General features: G+C 74.3%; 11 protein-coding genes. 5 read left to right on the forward strand and 6 right to left on the reverse strand.

Features of this window, described 5'->3' with window-relative positions:
• Positions 1–160 precede the first annotated feature (160 nt).
• On the forward strand, positions 161–1,627 hold the full coding sequence (locus ACZ6AQ_RS25725) for an aminotransferase class I/II-fold pyridoxal phosphate-dependent enzyme (protein WP_468762727.1): 1,467 nt from the start codon (positions 161–163) through the stop codon (positions 1,625–1,627).
• A 166-nt stretch (positions 1,628–1,793) separates the two neighbouring features.
• Here ACZ6AQ_RS25725 and ACZ6AQ_RS25730 read toward each other — a convergent pair whose 3' ends face one another.
• On the reverse strand, positions 1,794–2,999 hold the full coding sequence (locus ACZ6AQ_RS25730) for an amidohydrolase (protein ID WP_468762729.1): 1,206 nt from the start codon (positions 2,997–2,999) through the stop codon (positions 1,794–1,796).
• Between the two features lie 183 nt (positions 3,000–3,182).
• Between ACZ6AQ_RS25730 and ACZ6AQ_RS25735 the strand changes: the two genes are divergently transcribed.
• From ACZ6AQ_RS25735 to ACZ6AQ_RS25745, 3 genes are all read left to right on the forward strand, one after another.
• Positions 3,183–4,364, forward strand: coding sequence for an FUSC family protein (locus ACZ6AQ_RS25735; RefSeq protein WP_468762731.1), 1,182 nt, complete (start codon positions 3,183–3,185; stop codon positions 4,362–4,364).
• Positions 4,365–5,152: 788 nt separating this feature from the next.
• Positions 5,153–6,100: a LysR family transcriptional regulator gene (locus tag ACZ6AQ_RS25740; RefSeq protein ID WP_468762733.1), complete on the forward strand. Its 948-nt coding sequence runs from the start codon at positions 5,153–5,155 to the stop codon at positions 6,098–6,100.
• Between the two features lie 141 nt (positions 6,101–6,241).
• Positions 6,242–7,606, forward strand: a complete 1,365-nt coding sequence (locus tag ACZ6AQ_RS25745; protein WP_468762735.1) for a carbohydrate-binding protein — start codon at positions 6,242–6,244, stop codon at positions 7,604–7,606.
• Between the two features lie 86 nt (positions 7,607–7,692).
• Here the strand turns inward: ACZ6AQ_RS25745 and ACZ6AQ_RS25750 are convergent, their stop codons facing one another.
• The 4 genes from ACZ6AQ_RS25750 to ACZ6AQ_RS25765 all read right to left on the reverse strand — a co-directional run bounded on the left by ACZ6AQ_RS25750 (position 7,693) and on the right by ACZ6AQ_RS25765 (position 12,447).
• A complete protein-coding gene (locus tag ACZ6AQ_RS25750; RefSeq protein WP_468762737.1) occupies positions 7,693–9,096 on the reverse strand; it encodes a GH1 family beta-glucosidase in 1,404 nt (467 codons plus the stop codon).
• A gap of 58 nt (positions 9,097–9,154) precedes the next feature.
• The gene (locus tag ACZ6AQ_RS25755; protein ID WP_468762739.1) at positions 9,155–10,093 is read right to left on the reverse strand and encodes a carbohydrate ABC transporter permease; all 939 of its coding nucleotides are present in this window, start codon (positions 10,091–10,093) and stop codon (positions 9,155–9,157) included.
• A complete protein-coding gene (locus ACZ6AQ_RS25760) occupies positions 10,090–11,055 on the reverse strand; it encodes a carbohydrate ABC transporter permease (RefSeq protein WP_468762741.1) in 966 nt (321 codons plus the stop codon). The genes ACZ6AQ_RS25755 and ACZ6AQ_RS25760 overlap by 4 nt, the downstream gene beginning before the upstream one ends.
• Positions 11,056–11,142: 87 nt before the next feature.
• Positions 11,143–12,447, reverse strand: a complete 1,305-nt coding sequence (locus ACZ6AQ_RS25765) for an ABC transporter substrate-binding protein (protein WP_468762743.1) — start codon at positions 12,445–12,447, stop codon at positions 11,143–11,145.
• A 307-nt stretch (positions 12,448–12,754) separates the two neighbouring features.
• On the opposite strand from ACZ6AQ_RS25765, the gene ACZ6AQ_RS25770 reads away from it, so the two are divergent.
• Entirely contained in the window at positions 12,755–15,526 is a 2,772-nt protein-coding gene (locus tag ACZ6AQ_RS25770; protein ID WP_468762745.1) for a glycosyl hydrolase, read from the forward strand.
• A 68-nt stretch (positions 15,527–15,594) separates the two neighbouring features.
• On the opposite strand, the gene ACZ6AQ_RS25775 is transcribed toward ACZ6AQ_RS25770, so the two are convergent.
• Positions 15,595–16,620 carry a LacI family DNA-binding transcriptional regulator gene (locus ACZ6AQ_RS25775; protein WP_468762747.1) on the reverse strand — a complete coding sequence of 342 codons (1,026 nt, stop codon included), beginning with the start codon at positions 16,618–16,620 and terminating at the stop codon, positions 15,595–15,597.
• Positions 16,621–16,660 lie beyond the last annotated feature (40 nt).

Genomic DNA, 16,660 nt, shown 5'->3' on the forward strand with positions numbered 1-16,660 from the left:
CGCCCGCACGCCCTCCGGTCCGGGACTGCGCGGCGGCCCGCTCCGTTGGGCGGGTTCCCGCTCGACCGGGGATCATGCCTTCCGGAGGGTCACGTTCCGTGTACGCGGAGTCCTCCACCGGCGGGGTTTTTGCCCCTTTTCCCTGGGAAGCCGCACCACCATGGACCATTCACAGGCACCCGTGCTCGACGCGCTGGCCGCGTACCACGCGGAGAACCAGACCCCGTTCACCCCGCCCGGTCACAAGCAGGGGCGCGGCGCGGACCCCCGTGTCCGCGCCGTCCTCGGGGACGCCGTCTTCCGCTCCGACACGCTGGCCACCAGCGGCCTGGACGACCGCACCTCCTCCAAGGGCGTCATCTCCCGGGCGCAGGAGCTGATGGCCGACGCGGTGGGCGCCGACCACACCTTCTTCTCCACCTGTGGCAGCTCGCTCTCGGTCAAGGCCGCCATGCTGTCCGTCGCCGGACCGCACGAGAAGCTGCTCGTGGGGCGCGACGCCCACAAGTCCGTGGTGTCCGGCCTCGTCCTCGCCGGGATCGTGCCGGTCTGGGTGGACCCCCAGTGGGACCCCGAGCGCCACCTCGCCCACCCGCCGTCCGCCGACGCCTTCCGCGCCGCCTTCGCCGAGCACCCCGACGCCCGGGGCGCCCTGGTCACCACGCCGACGCCGTACGGCACCTGCTCCGACCTGCCCGCCATCGCCGAGGCGTGCCACGAGCACGGCGTACCGCTCGTCGTGGACGAGGCGTGGGGCGCCCACCTGCCGTTCCACCCGGACCTGCCGACCTGGGCCATGGACGCCGGGGCGGACGTCTGCGTCACCTCCGTCCACAAGATGGGCTCCGGCCTCGAACAGGGGTCGGTCTTCCACCTCCAGGGCGACCTGATCCAGCCGGAGGTCCTCAAGAACCGCGAGGACCTCCTGGGCACCACCAGCCCCTCCGTGCTCGTGTACGCGGCCCTCGACGGCTGGCGCCGCCAGATGGTCCAGCACGGCCACGCCCTCTACGACGACGCGCTGGCCCTGGCCAAGACGGTGCGGGCGCGGATCGCCGAGATCGACGGCATGCGCGTCCACGGACGCGACGACTTCTGCGGACCCGGCCGCGCGGCCGACCTCGACCCCCTCCAGGTCATCGTCGACGTCTCCGCCCTCGGCACCACCGGCTACCGCGTCGCCGACTGGATCCGCGAGCACCACCGGGTCAACCTCCACCTGTCCGACCACCGGCGCGCCAGCGCCCAGCTGACCCACGCGGACGACGAGCGCAGCGCCGGGATCCTGCTCGACGCCTTCCGCGACGTCGCCCGGCACGCCGGCGACCTGCGCCCCGCCCCCCGGGTGGAGGTCCCCGACCCGGCCGAACTCCGCCTCGAACAGGTCATGCTCCCGCGCGACGCGTTCTTCGGGCGGGTCGAGCAGGTGCCGTGGGAGAAGGCCGTGGGCCGGGTGACCGCCGAGATGCTCACGCCCTACCCGCCCGGCATCCCCGCCGCGCTGCCCGGCGAGAGGCTGAACGCGCCGGTCCTGCGCTACCTGCGCAGCGGCGTGGACGCCGGCATGGTCGTCCCCGACGCGGCCGACCCCGAGGTCAGGACGGTCCGCGTGTCCGTCGAGGACTGAGGAGCGGCGCCCCCCCGGGACGGGGACGGCCCCGGGGAGCGGTGGCGGCTTCCTCGGGGCGGGGACGGGCCCCGAGGGCGCGGGCGGAGGGGTGCGGGGCCCCGGCCGGCCGGCCCCGGGCCCTTGGACGGGCGGGGCCGGAGCCCGGGAACCGGGGGAGGAGCGCTCACTCCCCGGCCGCCGCCTTCTCGTGGAAACGGGCCCACGCCCGCTCCCTCACGTCCGCCCCCAGCAGGACGTCCACCGCCGTGCAGGCCAGGGCCTCCGCCGCCGCCGTCACCACCCGCCGCGCCCGGGGGCCGGCCGTCGCCTCCGCGAACTCGGGCGTGTGGTCCGACCCCTCCGCGCCCATGACCGCGACGAACGGATGGATCGCGGGCACCCGCGTGCTGACGTTCCCGATGTCCGACGACCCCAGGTACACCCCCGCCGCCGGCTCCGTCAGCCGGATGCCCGCCCGCTCCAGGTGCCCGGCGAAGAGACCGGACAGCACGTCGTTGTCGCGGAAGTGCTCGTACCGCCCGCCCACGTCGGTCACCTCCACCGTCGTACGGGTGGCCAGCGCCACGCCCCGGGCGCACGTGCGCACCTCCTCCACCAGCTCCTCCAGGGCCTTCGTGGTCCCGCCGCGCAGCCCGAACAGCCCCTCCGCGTACTCGGGGACGATGTTCGTGGCCCGGCCCCCCTCCGTCACGATCCCCTGGACGTGCGAGCCGGACGGCAGGCGCTTGTGCAGCACGCCCAGCGCGTTGAAGAGCTGGATCAGGGCCCCCAGGGCGTCGATCCCCTCCGTGGGGCTGCCGGTCGGATGCGCCGCCCGCCCGTGGAACCCCACCCTGATCTGCGCGCTGGCCGTCAGCGGGGCCCACCTCCAGTCGTGCACCCCCGGATGGAACATCAGCGCCGCGTCCACCCCCTCGAACAGGCCCGCCTCCACCTCGGCGACCTTGCCGCCGCCGCGCTCCTCGGCGGGCGTCCCCACGGCGAGCAGCGTCCCGCCCGTGTCACCGAGCGCCGCCCGCGCGGCGAGCGCCGCTCCGAGGCCCGCCGCCGCGATCAGGTTGTGCCCGCAGGCGTGACCGAGCAGCGGCAGCGCGTCGTACTCCATCAGCAGGGCGACACGGGGCCCTCCGCCGGAGGCGGCCGCCGGTCCCGTCCGCGCGACGAAGGCGGTCGGCAGTCCGGCCGCGCCGCGCTCCACCCGGAAGCCCTCCCGTTCCAGTTCGCCCGACAACAGGGCGGCCGCCCGGTGTTCCTCGTAGGCCGTCTCGGGGTCGCGGTGCAGGGCGAGGCCCACCTCCCAGAGCCGGTCCGCGCGGGCGGCCACCTCCTCCCTGACGCGGGCGTACACCGATTCCTGGTTCTCCGGCACGGGGGCCTCCTCCGGTAGGGGCGGTCGCTCTCCCTCACGTGTTCCACGAGCGCCGCCCGGGATTCCCGCCACGGCCGCCCCTCTCCCGGAAGCGCCCCCGGGGCGCACGTACATCCATCCCCGCGGGGCGGGTAAGCGGGCCCGGGTACGGGGAGCGACGACGGGAGAGGCGTGCACATACGGATGTCCGGGACGGGGAACTGGTGCAGGCGCCGGTGCGGTGCCGCCCGCGAGACCGTCCGGGAGGCGATACGCGGACCGGGCGAGGCGCGCGACGGAATGCTGCTCCAGGCGAAGGGGGCGGCCGCCGCGACCGTCGCCTGGTGCCTGTCCTCGCTGCTGCTGCCCACCAACGTCACGGGGTTCGCCCCGTTCACCGCCCTGCTCGCCCTCCAGTCCACGGTCTACCGCTCCCTGTGGGAATCCGCCCAGTACCTGGGGGCGATGGCGGTCGGGACGGCGGTGGCGGCGGCGTTCGGCACCACCGTCGGCGTCCACGCCTGGGCCCTCTGCGTGCTGGTCTTCGTCGCCCTCGTGGTGGCCCGGCTCCACCTGTTCGGGGGGCAGGGCACCCAGGTGCCGGTGGTGGCCCTCTTCGCGTTCGCGGGCGGCGGGGGACGCATCGACTACATCGGGCACCTGGTGGCGTCCGCCGCCATCGGCGTGTGCTGCGGTCTCGCCGCCCACTTCGCCGTCGCCCCCTCGCCGCACCTGGCCACGGCACGGCGCCAGGTCGAGGACCTCGCCGCGCGCACCGGGGACCTGCTCCGCGACCTGGCACGGACCGCCGCGGGGGAGGCGCCCGACGAGGACGCGCGGAAGGACTGGCCGCGCCGCTGCGAGGACCTGGCCGCCCAGGCGGCACGGGCGCGCGCCGCGCTCGAGAAGGAGCAGGAGAACACCCGGCTCAACCCGCGCCATTCGTGGAGCGCCGCCAGGGAGTCGATCGGGCGCTGCCACGACACCATCGGCATGGTCGAGCGCATCGGCACGCACATCCGCTCCCTCGCCCGTGCCCTGTCCCACACGTCCCCCGGACCGGAGGCCGGGGAGACCGGGGCACACCGGTTCTCCGAGGTGTCCGTCTCGGCGGAGTTCTCCGCCTCCTGCGCCGGCCTGCTCCACGCCGTCGCCGACGGTCTCGAATGCCTCGGCCCGCCCGGCGGGCCGACGGACCCCGACCGGTTCCGCCGCCGCGTCGAGGAGGCCGAGCGCCGCTACGAGGAGGTGACGGACGCGGCCAGGGACGGCCGTCTCGGCCGCGCGGGGGAGTGGCCCGTGCACGGCACGGTCCTCGTGGAGGCGGCGCGCATCCTGGAGGAGATCAAGCAGGCGTCGGACCTCGCCGCCGAAACGCACGGCTGAGGGAAGACACGCCGGCGGTACGGCGTCCCGGCCGGAGCGGCGACTCGGTGGCGGGCGGTGCCGGGGCGGGCGGCCCGGCCCGGCGGGGGCGATGCCCGGATGCGGCAGGAAAGCACCGGCGCGGGCTCCGCGAAGAACGGGCCGCGACGGGGCCGGCCCACTCCGCCCGGACGCGCGTCCGCGTCCGGGCGGAGTCGTTAGCGGAACGTGAGTGAGACGTGAGCGGCGGGCGGGAGAGTGGTGCCGACCGGCGGGGCCGGCCGGCCGGACAGTCCCACCGGCCGGCCGGCCCCGCCGGTGGAGCGAACCGGAACGAAGAGGACGCCCCGCGCCGTCGCGGCGGGTGCCGCGGAGGGGGCGGCATCCGCGCGGAGCGGGGCACCGGTGCGCCGAGGACCGGTCCGGAGGGGCGGGTGGGGCATCGGCCCCGACCGGGCCGGACCCGGGGCGGGCCGTGGGGGCCCGCCCCGGGCCCCGTCCGGTCGGAGCCCGTCCCGCCCCCCTCGGACCGGTGGTCGCCCGGGGCCGGTTCCCGTCCCCGGGCCGCTTCCCGGCCCGCGTCCGGACCCGCTTCCCGGCCCACGTCCCGGCCCACGTCCCGGGCCGCTTCCCTGCCCGCGTCCGGACCCGCTTCCCGACCCACGTCCCGACCCACGTCCCGACCCGTGTCCGGCGGGCCTCCCGAGCCGTGGAGTCCCCGCCGGGACCGCCCGGCGGTCTCCCGTTTCCCGGACAACCACGCGGTCGCTGGTCTGGACCTCTCGGGTGCGGAGCGCCAAGCTCTCCGTATGGACTTGGAGTTGAGGCACCTCAAGACGATCCGGGCCATCGCGGACGCGGGGAGTCTCACCCGCGCCGCCACCGCGCTCGGACTGGCGCAGCCCGCGCTCAGCGCCCAGCTCAAGAGGATCGAACGCGCCCTGGGCGGGACGCTCTTCGAACGGGGCCGGGAGGGCGTACGGGCCACGGCCCTCGGCGACCTCGTCCTCGAACGCGCCCGCGTGGTGCTGCCCGCCGTGTGCGGACTCCAGGAGGAGGCCGTGCGGTTCGCGCGCGACGGGGCCGAGGGCTACCGGCTCGGCGGCACGCACGGACCGCTCCTCGGCGGCCTCGTCGACCGGCTCGCGCGCACCGAACCCGGCGCGTCCGTGACCACGTACACCTCCTGGTCGGAGCGCGAGATCGCCGGCGGGGTGGCCGCGGGACGGCTCGACTTCGCCCTGGTCGGGGTCTGCGGCGAGAGCAGCCCGCCCGAAGCGGGACGGCTGGCCTGGACGGAGGTCGCCCGCGACCCCGTGTACGCGATGCTGGCCGCCGGACACCCGCTGGCCCCCCGCACCGAGGTCGGCCTGGCCGAACTGGCCGACGAGGCGTGGACCGACGTGCCCGGCGACGGCTGTTTCGGCGACTGCTTCGCGGCCGCGTGCGTACGGGCCGGCTTCACCCCGGCCCGTGTCTACGAGGCGGACACCGCCTCCTGCGCGCACCTGGTCCGGGTCGGCCGGGCCGTCGGCCTGTGCCGGGCCACCTTCCCCGCGACCCCCGGCATCGTGACCCGCCCCCTCGCCGGCGCGCCGCTGGTCTGGCGGCACCTGCTCGGCTGGCACCCCGAGGGGCGCGCGGCCGGCCGGGCCGCCGCCGTGCTCCACCACACCCGGGCCGCCCACGAGGAGGCGCTGGCCCACAGCGCGGGCCGCACACCGGCCCCGCCGCCCCGGGAGGGCGGTCCCCGCTGACGCGTCCGGGCGGCGGCGGGCCGTGACGCCGCCGTCCGCCCGGCCATAACGCCGTGGCAGGGGCCGTCTGGCAACTGCCGCTCCCCCGGCGGGATCCCTACGGTTTCGGCAGATCCCCACCGCCAACCGAGGAGACTCCCCATGCTCCGACGACACGCCCGCACGGCGTGTACCGTGCTGGCCGCCGCCGGCCTGGCGCTGGCCGGCCTCCAGGCCGGTTCCGCCACCGCGGCCCCGCACGACGAGGACCGCGTCCCCACCGTCCGGACGGCCGCCGACGCCCTCGGCGCCGCCTCCGCGCAGCCCGAACTCCTCCGCGCCATGCAGCGCGACCTGGGCCTCACCCGTGCCCAGGCCGAGAACCGCCTCGCCAACGAGGCCGAGGCCGGGGCCAGGGCCGCCGGGCTCCGCCAGGACCTGGGCGCCGCCTTCGCCGGCGCCTGGGTGGAGGGCGCCGAGTCCGGCACCCTGGCCGTGGCCACCACCCGCGCCGCCGACGCGGCCGCGATACGGGCCTCGGGTGCGAACGCCCGGGTCGTGACGCACGGACTGGCCGCCCTGGAGCGGGCCAAGGAGGCCCTGGACCGGGCCGCCACCGCCGACGCCCCGGTCCGCTACGTCGACGTCCGCGCCAACGTCCTCGTCGTCGAGGAGGCACGGGCCGGAGCCGGCGCGCGGCTCGTCGCGGCCACCGGCGTCCCGCGCGGCCTGGTGAAGGTGGTCCGCACCACCGAGGCGCCCCGCCCGCTGTACGACCTCCGGGGCGGCGACGCGTACTACATGAACGGCAGCGGGCGCTGCTCCGTCGGCTTCCCGATCACCAAGGGCACCACGCAGGGCTTCGCCACGGCCGGCCACTGCGGCCGCGCCGGCACCACCACCAGCGGCTTCAACCAGGTCGCCCAGGGCAGCTTCCAGGCGTCGGTCTTCCCCGGCAACGACATGGCCTGGGTCGCCGCCAACTCCAGCTGGACCGCCACCCCGTACGTGAAGGGCGCGGGCGGCGCCAACGTCCAGGTGACCGGTTCGGTCCTCCAGCCCGTCGGCTCCTCCGTGTGCCGCTCCGGCTCGACCACCGGCTGGCACTGCGGCACCGTGCAGCAGCACAACACCAGCGTCACCTACCCGGAGGGCACCATCTCCGGCGTCACCCGCACGACCGTCTGCGCCGAGCCCGGCGACTCCGGCGGCTCGTACATCTCCGGCAGCCAGGCCCAGGGCGTGACCTCGGGCGGTTCCGGCACCTGCTCCAGCGGCGGCACGACCTTCTTCCAGCCGCTGAACCCGATCCTCCAGAACTACGGCCTGACCCTGAAGACCACCACCGACCCGGGCCCGGGCCCCGGTCCCGGCCCCGAGCCGGGCGGCACGTGGGCGGCGGGCAAGGTCTACGCGGCCGGTGACACCGTCACCTACGGCGGCGCCACCTACCGCTGCCTCCAGGGCCACCAGGCCCAGGCCGGCTGGGAGCCGTCCAGCGTCCCCGCCCTGTGGCAGCGGGTGTGACCCGGGTCCCGTCGCCGTGACGACCGGGGGTGCCGCGGCTCCGAGGGGGCGCCGCGGTACCCCCCTCCCGCCGTACCGCCGGCCCGTCAGGCCCCCGCGAGACCGCCCCGGGCGATCACCTCCGCGTACCAGCGGGCGCTGTCCTTCGGCGTCCGCCGCTGCGTCGCGAAGTCCACGTGGACGATGCCGAACCGCTTGCTGTAACCGTACGCCCACTCGAAGTTGTCCAGGAGCGACCACAGGAAGTAGCCCCGCACGTCCGCCCCGTCCTCCAGGGCCCGGTGCACCGCCGCCAGGTGCGCGCGCAGGTACGCCACCCGCTCCGGGTCCTTCACGTTCCCCGACGGGTCCGCGTAGTCGTCGTACGCCGCGCCGTTCTCCGTGATCACCAGCGGTACGCCCGGCAGTTCGTCCCGCAGCCGGACCAGCAGCTCGTGCAGCCCGTCCGCGTCCACCGGCCAGTCCATGGCGGTGCGCGGCCCCGGCGCCGGCACGAACCGCACGTGCCGCTCCGCGCCCGCCCACGGCGACGGCGACTCCGAGGAGCCCGCCGCGACCACGGACGGGGAGTAGTAGTTGATGCCCAGCGAGTCGAGCGGCGCCGCCGCCGCCTCCAGGTCGCCGTCCCGCACGAACGACCAGTCCGTGACCGCCGCCGTGTCGCGGACCAGGTCCTCCGGGAGCCGCCCGTGGAAGACCGGGTCCAGGAAGATCCGGTTGCCGACCGCGTCGATCCGCCGGGCCGCGTCCAGGTCCCCGGGGGCCCGGGTGAGGGCCCGTACGGCGTGCAGGTTGAGCGTCAGGGACACCTCGGCGGACCCGGGCAGCGCACCGCGCAGCGCCCGCGCGCCCAGGCCGTGCGCCAGGTTGAGGTGGTGGGCGGCGCGCAGCGCGGCCAGGTCGTCGGTGCGGCCCGGGGCGTGCACGCCGCTGCCGTAGCCGAGGAAGGCGGCGCACCACGGCTCGTTGAGCGTGGTCCAGGTCGCCACCCGGTCGCCGAGGGCGTCCGCCATGATCCCCGCGTACTCGGCGAAGCGGTACGCGGTCTCCCGGTGCGGCCAGCCGCCCGCGTCCTCCAGCTCCTGCGGCAGGTCCCAGTGGTAGAGCGTCGCCACCGGCCGGATGCCGGCCTCCAGGAGGGAGTCGGTCAGGCGCCGGTAGAAGTCCAGGCCCTTGCGCACGGCCGGTCCCCGTCCGGTGGGCTGGACCCGGGGCCAGGCGATCGAGAAGCGGTAGTCCGTCACGCCGAGCCGGCGCATCAGGGCGACGTCCTCGTCGAGCCGGTGGTAGTGGTCGGCGGCGATGTCGCCGGTGTCGCCGTTGCGGACCTTGCCCGGCGTACGGCTGAAGGTGTCCCAGATGGACGGGGTGCGGCCGTCCTCGGCCGCCGCTCCCTCGATCTGGTAGGCGGCGGTGGCGGTGCCCCAGCGGAAGCCCTCGGGGAAACGGAGCGTGGTCGTCGGTTCGGTGCGGGCGTCGAGCGCGGTCATGGGGTGGGAGCTCCCTGGGGTGAGGCGTACTGAGGAGGAAGGGGCGGGGGAGGGGCGGTCAGCCCTTGACCGCGCCCTGCATGATGCCGCCGACGATCTGCCGGCCGAGCAGGCCGAAGACGAGGAGCACCGGCAGGGTGCCGAGCAGCGTGCCCGCCATGATCACGGACTGGTCGTGGACGTAGCCGCCGCCGAGCTGGCGCAGCGCGACCTGGACGGTGGGCTCGGAGGAGGTGAGGGCGACGACGGGCCAGAAGAAGTCGTTCCACGACGCCATGAAGGTCAGCAGACCGAGCACGGCCATGCCGGGCCGGGCGATCGGCACGACGATCGACCAGAAGATCCTGGCGGTGGACGCGCCGTCGACCCGTGCCGCCTCGATCAGCTCGTCCGGCAGCGACTGCGTCAGGTACTGGCGCATGAAGAACACGCCGAACGCGGAGACCAGACCCGGCAGGATCACCGACTGGAGCTGGTTCACCCAGCCGAGTTCCGCGATCAGCATGAACAGCGGGATCACCCCCAGCTGCGGCGGGATCATCATGGTGCCGACGGTGACCGCGAGCAGCGCGCCCCGGCCCTTGAAGCGGAGCTTGGCGAAGGCGAAACCGGCCAGTGTGCAGCACAGGACGGTGCCGAGGGTGATCGAACCGGAGACGATCAGCGAGTTGAGCAGCGCCCTGCCGATGTCCGCCTCTTCGAGGACCGCCCCGAAGTTCTCGATCAGGTTCGGTCCCGGCAGCAACACCGGGGGGACCTGCGCCAGTTCGGCGTTGGAGCGGCTGGCGGCCACGATCGTCCAGTAGAACGGGAACGCCGAGAACAGCACGGCGACGATCAGGATCCCGTACGCCAGTGGTCCGGCGTGCAGGGTGCGGCCCGCCCGCGGGGCCCCCCGGCGGGGCGGCCCGCCGGGTGCGGGCGCGGGAGGAGCGGCCGGGGACGCGGCGGGCGCGGCCGGGACGGTCGGCGCGGTCGGCGCTGTCGGCGCTGTCATCGGGTGGCCTCCTTGCGGGAACGGCGGCGCGCGATCAGGGCGTTGGCCCCGACCAGCACCACGATGAGCAGGAACATCACCCAGGCGACGGCGGCGGCCCGGCCCAGGTGGAAGAAGCCCCAGCCCTGCTCGTACATGTACAGGCCGAGCGTCTGGTACTGGTGCGAGATGCCGCCCGAGACCGACCCTTCGAGCAGCAGCGGCTCGCCGAACAGCTGGGTCGCCCCGATCGTGGAGACGACGACGGTGAACAGGATGGTGGGCCGCAGGCCGGGCAGCGTGACGTGGAAGAACTGGCGCCACCGCGAGGCCCCGTCCATCGCGGCCGCCTCGTACAGCTCGTCGGGGATCGACTGCATGCCGGCCAGGTAGATCAGCGCGTTGTAGCCGGTCCAGCGCCAGACGACGACCGTCGACACGGCGATCTGCGAGGCCACCGTCCCGTTCTGCCAGTCGACGGGGTCGACGCCGACCAGACCGAGCGCGTAGTTGATCAGCCCGAAGTCCCGCCCGAAGAGCTGGGCGAAGACGAGGGTGGCGGCGGCGACCGAGGTCGCGTACGGCAGCAGGACCGCCGTGCGCAGGAAGGTCCGCCCGCGCATCCGGTAGTTCAGCAGGTGGGCGAGGCCGAGGGCCATGACGAGCTGCGGCACGGTGGAGAGCAGGCCGATGGTGAAGGTGTTGCGCAGCGAGGTCCAGAAGTACGCGTCACCGAAGAGCGCGGTGTAGTTGCCCAGGCCGCGCCACTCCATGTCGCCGGGCGTCTGGAGCTCCACCCGGTACAGCGAGACGAAGGCCGTGTAGAGCAGCGGGAAGAGACCGAAGGCGGCGAACAGGGTGAAGAAGGGGGCGAGGTAGGCGTACGGGGAGACCTTCCGCCAGGTCCGCCGGGCGGGGCCCGGCCGGCCGGGCGGCGGGACCGGCTTCGGCCGGGCCGGCGTCTCGGATGCGGTGAGGGTCACGGTGCGGCCCTTCGGTGTGGGGTCGGGCGGGGAACGGGGCTGCGCCGGACGGACGCCCCGGGACGGGGGCCCGTCCGCCGGAACGGATCAGCCGATGGTGTTCTCCACGCCCTTCCTGGCGTTCGCCCACGCCTTCTCGGGCGGGGTGCCCTTGCGCTCGACCTCGCTCAGCGCGTTGGTGATCTGCTGGGCGATGTTCTGGTCGTGGACGCCGAGGACCTGGACCGGGGCCGCCTTCGCCGCGTCGCCGAAGATCCTGCCGATGGGGGCGTTCGAGAAGAACGGGTCTTTCGCGTCGGCGATCTTCTCGATGGCGCCGGTGGCGGAGGGGAAGTTGCCCTGCTTCCGGAAGAGCCTGGTCTGCTGCTCGGGGGCGGTGAGCCACTCGATCAGCTCGTACGCCTCCTTCTTGTGCTTCGCGGCCTTCGGGACGGCCAGGTAGGAGCCGCCCCAGTTGCCGGCTCCGCCGGGCAGCTTCGCGACGTCCCACTTGCCCTTGCCGGCCTCGCCGGTCTGGCCCTTGATGTAGCCGAGCATCCAGGCGGGGCACGGCATGGTGGCGAAGGAGCCGGCGGAGAACGCCTGGTTCCACTGCGGTGACCACTGGTCGAGCTTGGCGCTCAGGCCGTCGCCCGCGGCCCGGACGGCGTGGTCCCAGGCGGCGCGCAGGGCGGGGTTGTCCTCCCAGATCAGCTTGCCGGAGGCGTCGTAGTAGCGCTCCTTCTCCTGGCCGATCATGATCGAGTAGAGGCTGCCGACGCTGTCGAGCCAGGCGCTCCTGGCGGGGGCCTTCGCCTTGTACTGCTTTCCGAGGTCCAGATAACCGTCCCAGGTGGCCCACTTCTTCGCGAGCTCCTCGCGGTCGGTGGGCAGCCCGGCCCGCTCGAACAGGTCGGTGCGGTAGCACATGGCCTCCGGGCCGACGTCCGTGCCGAGGCCGAGGACCTCGCCGCCCCTGCCGGTGGCGGCGGCCCACTTGGCCGGGGCGAACCGGTCCTTCAGGGAGTCCGCGCCGTACTTCTTCAGGTCCTCGAACCGGTCGGCCTGCTGCTGGGTGACGGAGGCGATGCGGCCCACCTCGATGCCCTGCACGTCGGCGAGGCCGGCGTTCCCGGCGAGCCGGGTCTGGAGGGACTTCCAGTAGTCGGCCTCGTCCTCGGTGTCCGTCTGCTTGACGGTGACGCCGGGGTGGAGCTTCTCGTACTCGGCGTAGAGCCCGGCCTCCTTGTACCCGAAGGAGCCGAAGAGATCGACGGTGAGGGTGATCTTCCCTCCCGCGCCGTCCGAGGACGCGCCGTCCTTCGATCCGCCGCAGGCGGCGAGCAGGGCGCCGACCAGCGTGACCGCGCCCAGGCGGACGACGGTTCTTCTGGCGGCTCGGGCGATGGGCATGGGAAGCCTCCCTTGGCTCCGGAACGAGCGAGAGCGTCTGAGAGCGCTCTCAGTCATGCGGAGGGAGCGTGCCTCCGGTCCGGTCCATCCGTCAAGGCTCGAAGGCGTAACGGACGCGAAGTGCCCTGGGAGCGCAGCCGTGTTCAACCTCTTGACACGTTCGTTTCGCGGGTTCTACGTTTCCGACATTCTGAGAGCGCTCTCAGTCGTGTCGCACCCTCGGCTCCCCACTTCTCGAACGCCGCCCTCCCCACTCCGGGCGTCCCCCTCCGAGCACCATCCGTCGCGACGAATGAGGTGCCCCTCCATGCCCTCCCCCCGCACCCGGCCCGCCGCAGCGCTGGCCCTGGTCACCGCCCTCACCGCCGTGGGGCTCGGCCCCGCCGCCGCCCCCGCGGCCGCGGCCACCGTCCCGGCGGGCGCCGGAAGCTACTCCGACACCCGCCCCGCCGGCACCTCCGGCCCCACCACCGACACCGGGACCCCGGTCACCCCCAAGGTCACCACCGCCGCCCAGGGCAGGCCGGTCCCCACCAACGACTGGTGGTCCTCCCTCGCCTTCCAGCGCTACGGGGGCAATCCGTACTCCACCCCCATGTACGGCCACCCGCTCACCTACCAGGCCGTCGCCGGCGGCCTGGAGATCGGCTACCCCACCAGCCCCGCGATCGTCGGCGACGGCCGCCAGTACGAGTTCCCCCACAAGCGCGACCTCACCCTCGGCCTCACCGGCCTCAACTCGCCCGACACCAGGGCCGACGCCTGGTCCGACTGGACCGTCACCCCCTACTGGTCCGACGGCGCCCGCACCCTGCGCACCACCATCGGCCACGGCCTCCCCTTCGTGTACGCCAGGGGCACCGGCGGCGACGCCCGTATCACCACCGCGCAGACGCCCACCGTCTTCGCCGACCAGGGCAACGTCCTCGGCATCACCGTCGCGGGCCACCACTACGCCCTCTTCTCGCCCAGCGGCACCGACTGGAACGTCTCCGGCTCCACCCTCACCGCCGGACTCGGCGGCAAGGACTACTTCTCCGTCGCCGTCCTGCCCTCCACCGACGCGCTCGCCACGTACCGCACGTACGCCTACAGCTTCGTCACCGGCTCCACGGTGAACTGGAGCTACGACGCGGGCACCGTCCGCGCCACCTACGGCCTCACCACCGAGGCCAAGGAGGGAACCGAGCGCGGCACCCTCCAGGCCCTCTACCGCCACCAGTGGCTGCACACCACCGACCCGCTGACCTCCTACACCTACGTCTCGCCCCGGGGCACCATGAAGGTCCGCGCGGGGACCTCCTTCACCACCGCCCAGAAGGCCGCCGCCACCCTCCCGGCCCTGCCCGGCAGCGGCATCGACACGGCCCGTCTGCGCGGCCACCTGAACGAGGTCGCGAACTCCTCCGACCCGTTCTCCGGAGCCGTCGACACGTACTGGACCGGCAAGGCCCTCGGCAAGCTCGCCCAACTGGTGCCGCTCGCCGACCGGATCGGCGAGGGCGCGGTCCGCGACAAGCTCCTCGGCCTGATCAAGGGCCGCCTCCAGGAGTGGTTCACGGCCGGCGGCGCCAACGAGTTCTCGTACGACAGGGTCTGGAAGACCCTCACCGGGTACCCGGCCTCCTACGGCAGCGACACCGAACTCAACGACCACCACTTCCACTACGGCTACTACGTGTACGCCGCCGCGATCGTCGCCCAGTACGACCCGGACTGGGCCGCCGACTCCGCCTGGGGGACCATGGTCAGGACCCTGGTCCGCGACACCGCCAACCCCAGCCGCACCGACACCGCCTTCCCCTTCCTGCGCGGCTTCGACGTCTACGCCGGACACAGCTGGGCCAGCGGCCACCAGGGCTTCGCCGCCGGCAACAACCAGGAGTCGTCCTCCGAGTCGACCAACCTCAGCGCCGCCCTCGTCCTGTGGGGGTCGGCCACCGGCGACACCTCCCTGCGCGACCTCGGCACGTACCTCCTGACCACCGAGGCCGAGGCCGTCGCCCAGTACTGGTTCGACGCCGACCAGCAGGTCTTCCCCGGCTCCTTCGCGCACGACACCGTCGGCATGGTCTGGGGCAGCGGCGGCGCCTACTCCACCTGGTGGACCGCCAACCCGGAGGAGATCCACGGCATCAACGTCCTGCCCGTGACCAGCGGCGGCTCCCTCCACCTCGGCGGCCGCAAGGACGCGATCCGGCGCAACATCGCCGAGATGGAGCGCGAGAACGGCGGCCCCGCCGTCGAATGGCGCGACATCCTCTGGGAGTTCCAGTCCCTCGCCGACCCCGCCGCCGCCAAGGCCAAGTGGGACGCGGGGAACGCCGCTTACACCCCGGAGGCCGGCGAGTCCAGGGCCCACACCTACCACTGGATCACCACGCTCGACGCGCTCGGCGCCCCCGACGCGACCGTCACCGGCTCGATCCCCACCTCCGCCGTCTTCTCCAAGGGCACCACGCGCACCTACGTGGCCCACAACCACGGTGCGACCGCCCGCACGGTCACCTTCTCCGACGGCACGTCCCTCTCCGTGCCGGCGCGTTCCACCGCCACCGGCAACGGGACGGGCGGCACCGACCCCGGTCCCGGACCGTCCACCGGCAACACCTTCCAGCTCCGCACCGGCGGCACGCTCACCACGGCCACCGGAGCCGCCGAGAGCGCCGACACCCTCGCCTCGGCCCAGGGCGCCAATCACGACGGCACCCCGTACCGGCCGCTCGTCTACGAGGCGAGGAACGTCAACGGCACGCTCCGGGCGGGCGGCTCGACCGCCTTCCGGCTCCAGGTGGACGCCGGTACGGCCGTCGGCCTCGGCCAGCAGGCCCGGATCAGCTACGACCTCACCGGCGACGGCACCTTCGACCGCACGGAGACGTACCACTACTTCGCGACGGACCCGGTGACGGGGTGGGAGGAGTACGCCCAGTCCCGGGGCCTGAAGGCCGCCACCGGCACGCTCGGCGACCTGCGGGGCGGAACGGTGCGCCTGGAGGTCTGGAGCGCCATCGGCAACGGCGACTCGCGGCTCCGGACGGGCACGGACCGGTCCGTGGTGGTCATCCCGTACGACTGACCCCGCGGAGGATCACGACGGCGGGCCCGGGGGACGCGTCCCGGGCCCGCCACCTCCCGTCCGGGCGCTCAGGCGGAGGCGCGGCGGACCAGCGAGGTCGGGGTGATCACGGAGCCCGGGACGCCGGGACCGGTCCCGTCGAGCAGCCGCATCAGGAGCTTCACCATCAGCCGGCCCATGCCCTCGACGTCCTGGTGCACGGTGGTCAGGGCCGGGGAGGTCCTGCCGACCACCGAGGCCATGTCGTCGAAGCCGACGACCGCCACGTCCTCCGGCACCCGCACCCCGCGCTCCCGCAGGGTGCGCAGGGCGCCCGACGCCATCAGGTCGTTGGCGACGAACACCCCGTCGATGTCCGGCCTCCGGTCGAGCAGTTCCGCCATGGCGCGCGCGCCGCTCTCCTCGGTGAAGTCGCCCGCGCACAGCAGCGCGGGATCGGCGTCGAGGAGGACGTCCCGGTAGCCGTTCAGCCGGTCGATCGCCGAGGTCTGGTCGGAGGGGCCCGAGATGTGGGCGACGTTCCCGCGCCCGAGGCTCCTCAGGTGGCGCACCGCCTCCCGGGCGCCGCCCCGGTTGTCGCAGTCGACGAAGGGTACGGCCGGATCGGTGCCCGGAGCGGGCCGCCCGCCGACGACCACCGGAATCCGCGCCCCTCCGATCATGGCCGGCAGGGCGTCGTCGCTGTGCAGCGAGAACGCGAGCGCGCCGTCGACGTGTCCCCCGCCCAGATAGCGGGCGATCCGCTCGTGATCCCCGGGGCCCTCCACCCACAGCAGCACCAACTGGGAGTCGTGGAACGTCAGTTCGCGGCTGATCCCCCGTATCTGCTGCTCGAAGAACGGGTCCGAGAAGATCCGGAACTCGGGCTCCGCGATGATCACGGCGACGGCGCCGTTGCGCCGGGTGACCAGGGAGCGGGCCGCGTGGTTGGGGACGTAGCCGAGCTCCTCCACGGCCCTGCGCACCTTCTCGGCCAGGGGCGCGCGCACGCCCGCGCCTCCGTTGACGACCCGGGAGGCCGTGGCGCGGGACACGCCGGCGCGCGCGGCGACGGCTTCCAGCGTGGGGCGGGGCCCCGTGGTCTGCTCGGGCAAGGCGGGCGCTCCTCGGCTGGGTCGGCTGGACGGGACGTGC

The organism is Streptomyces sp. NPDC041191, from assembly GCF_055591945.1.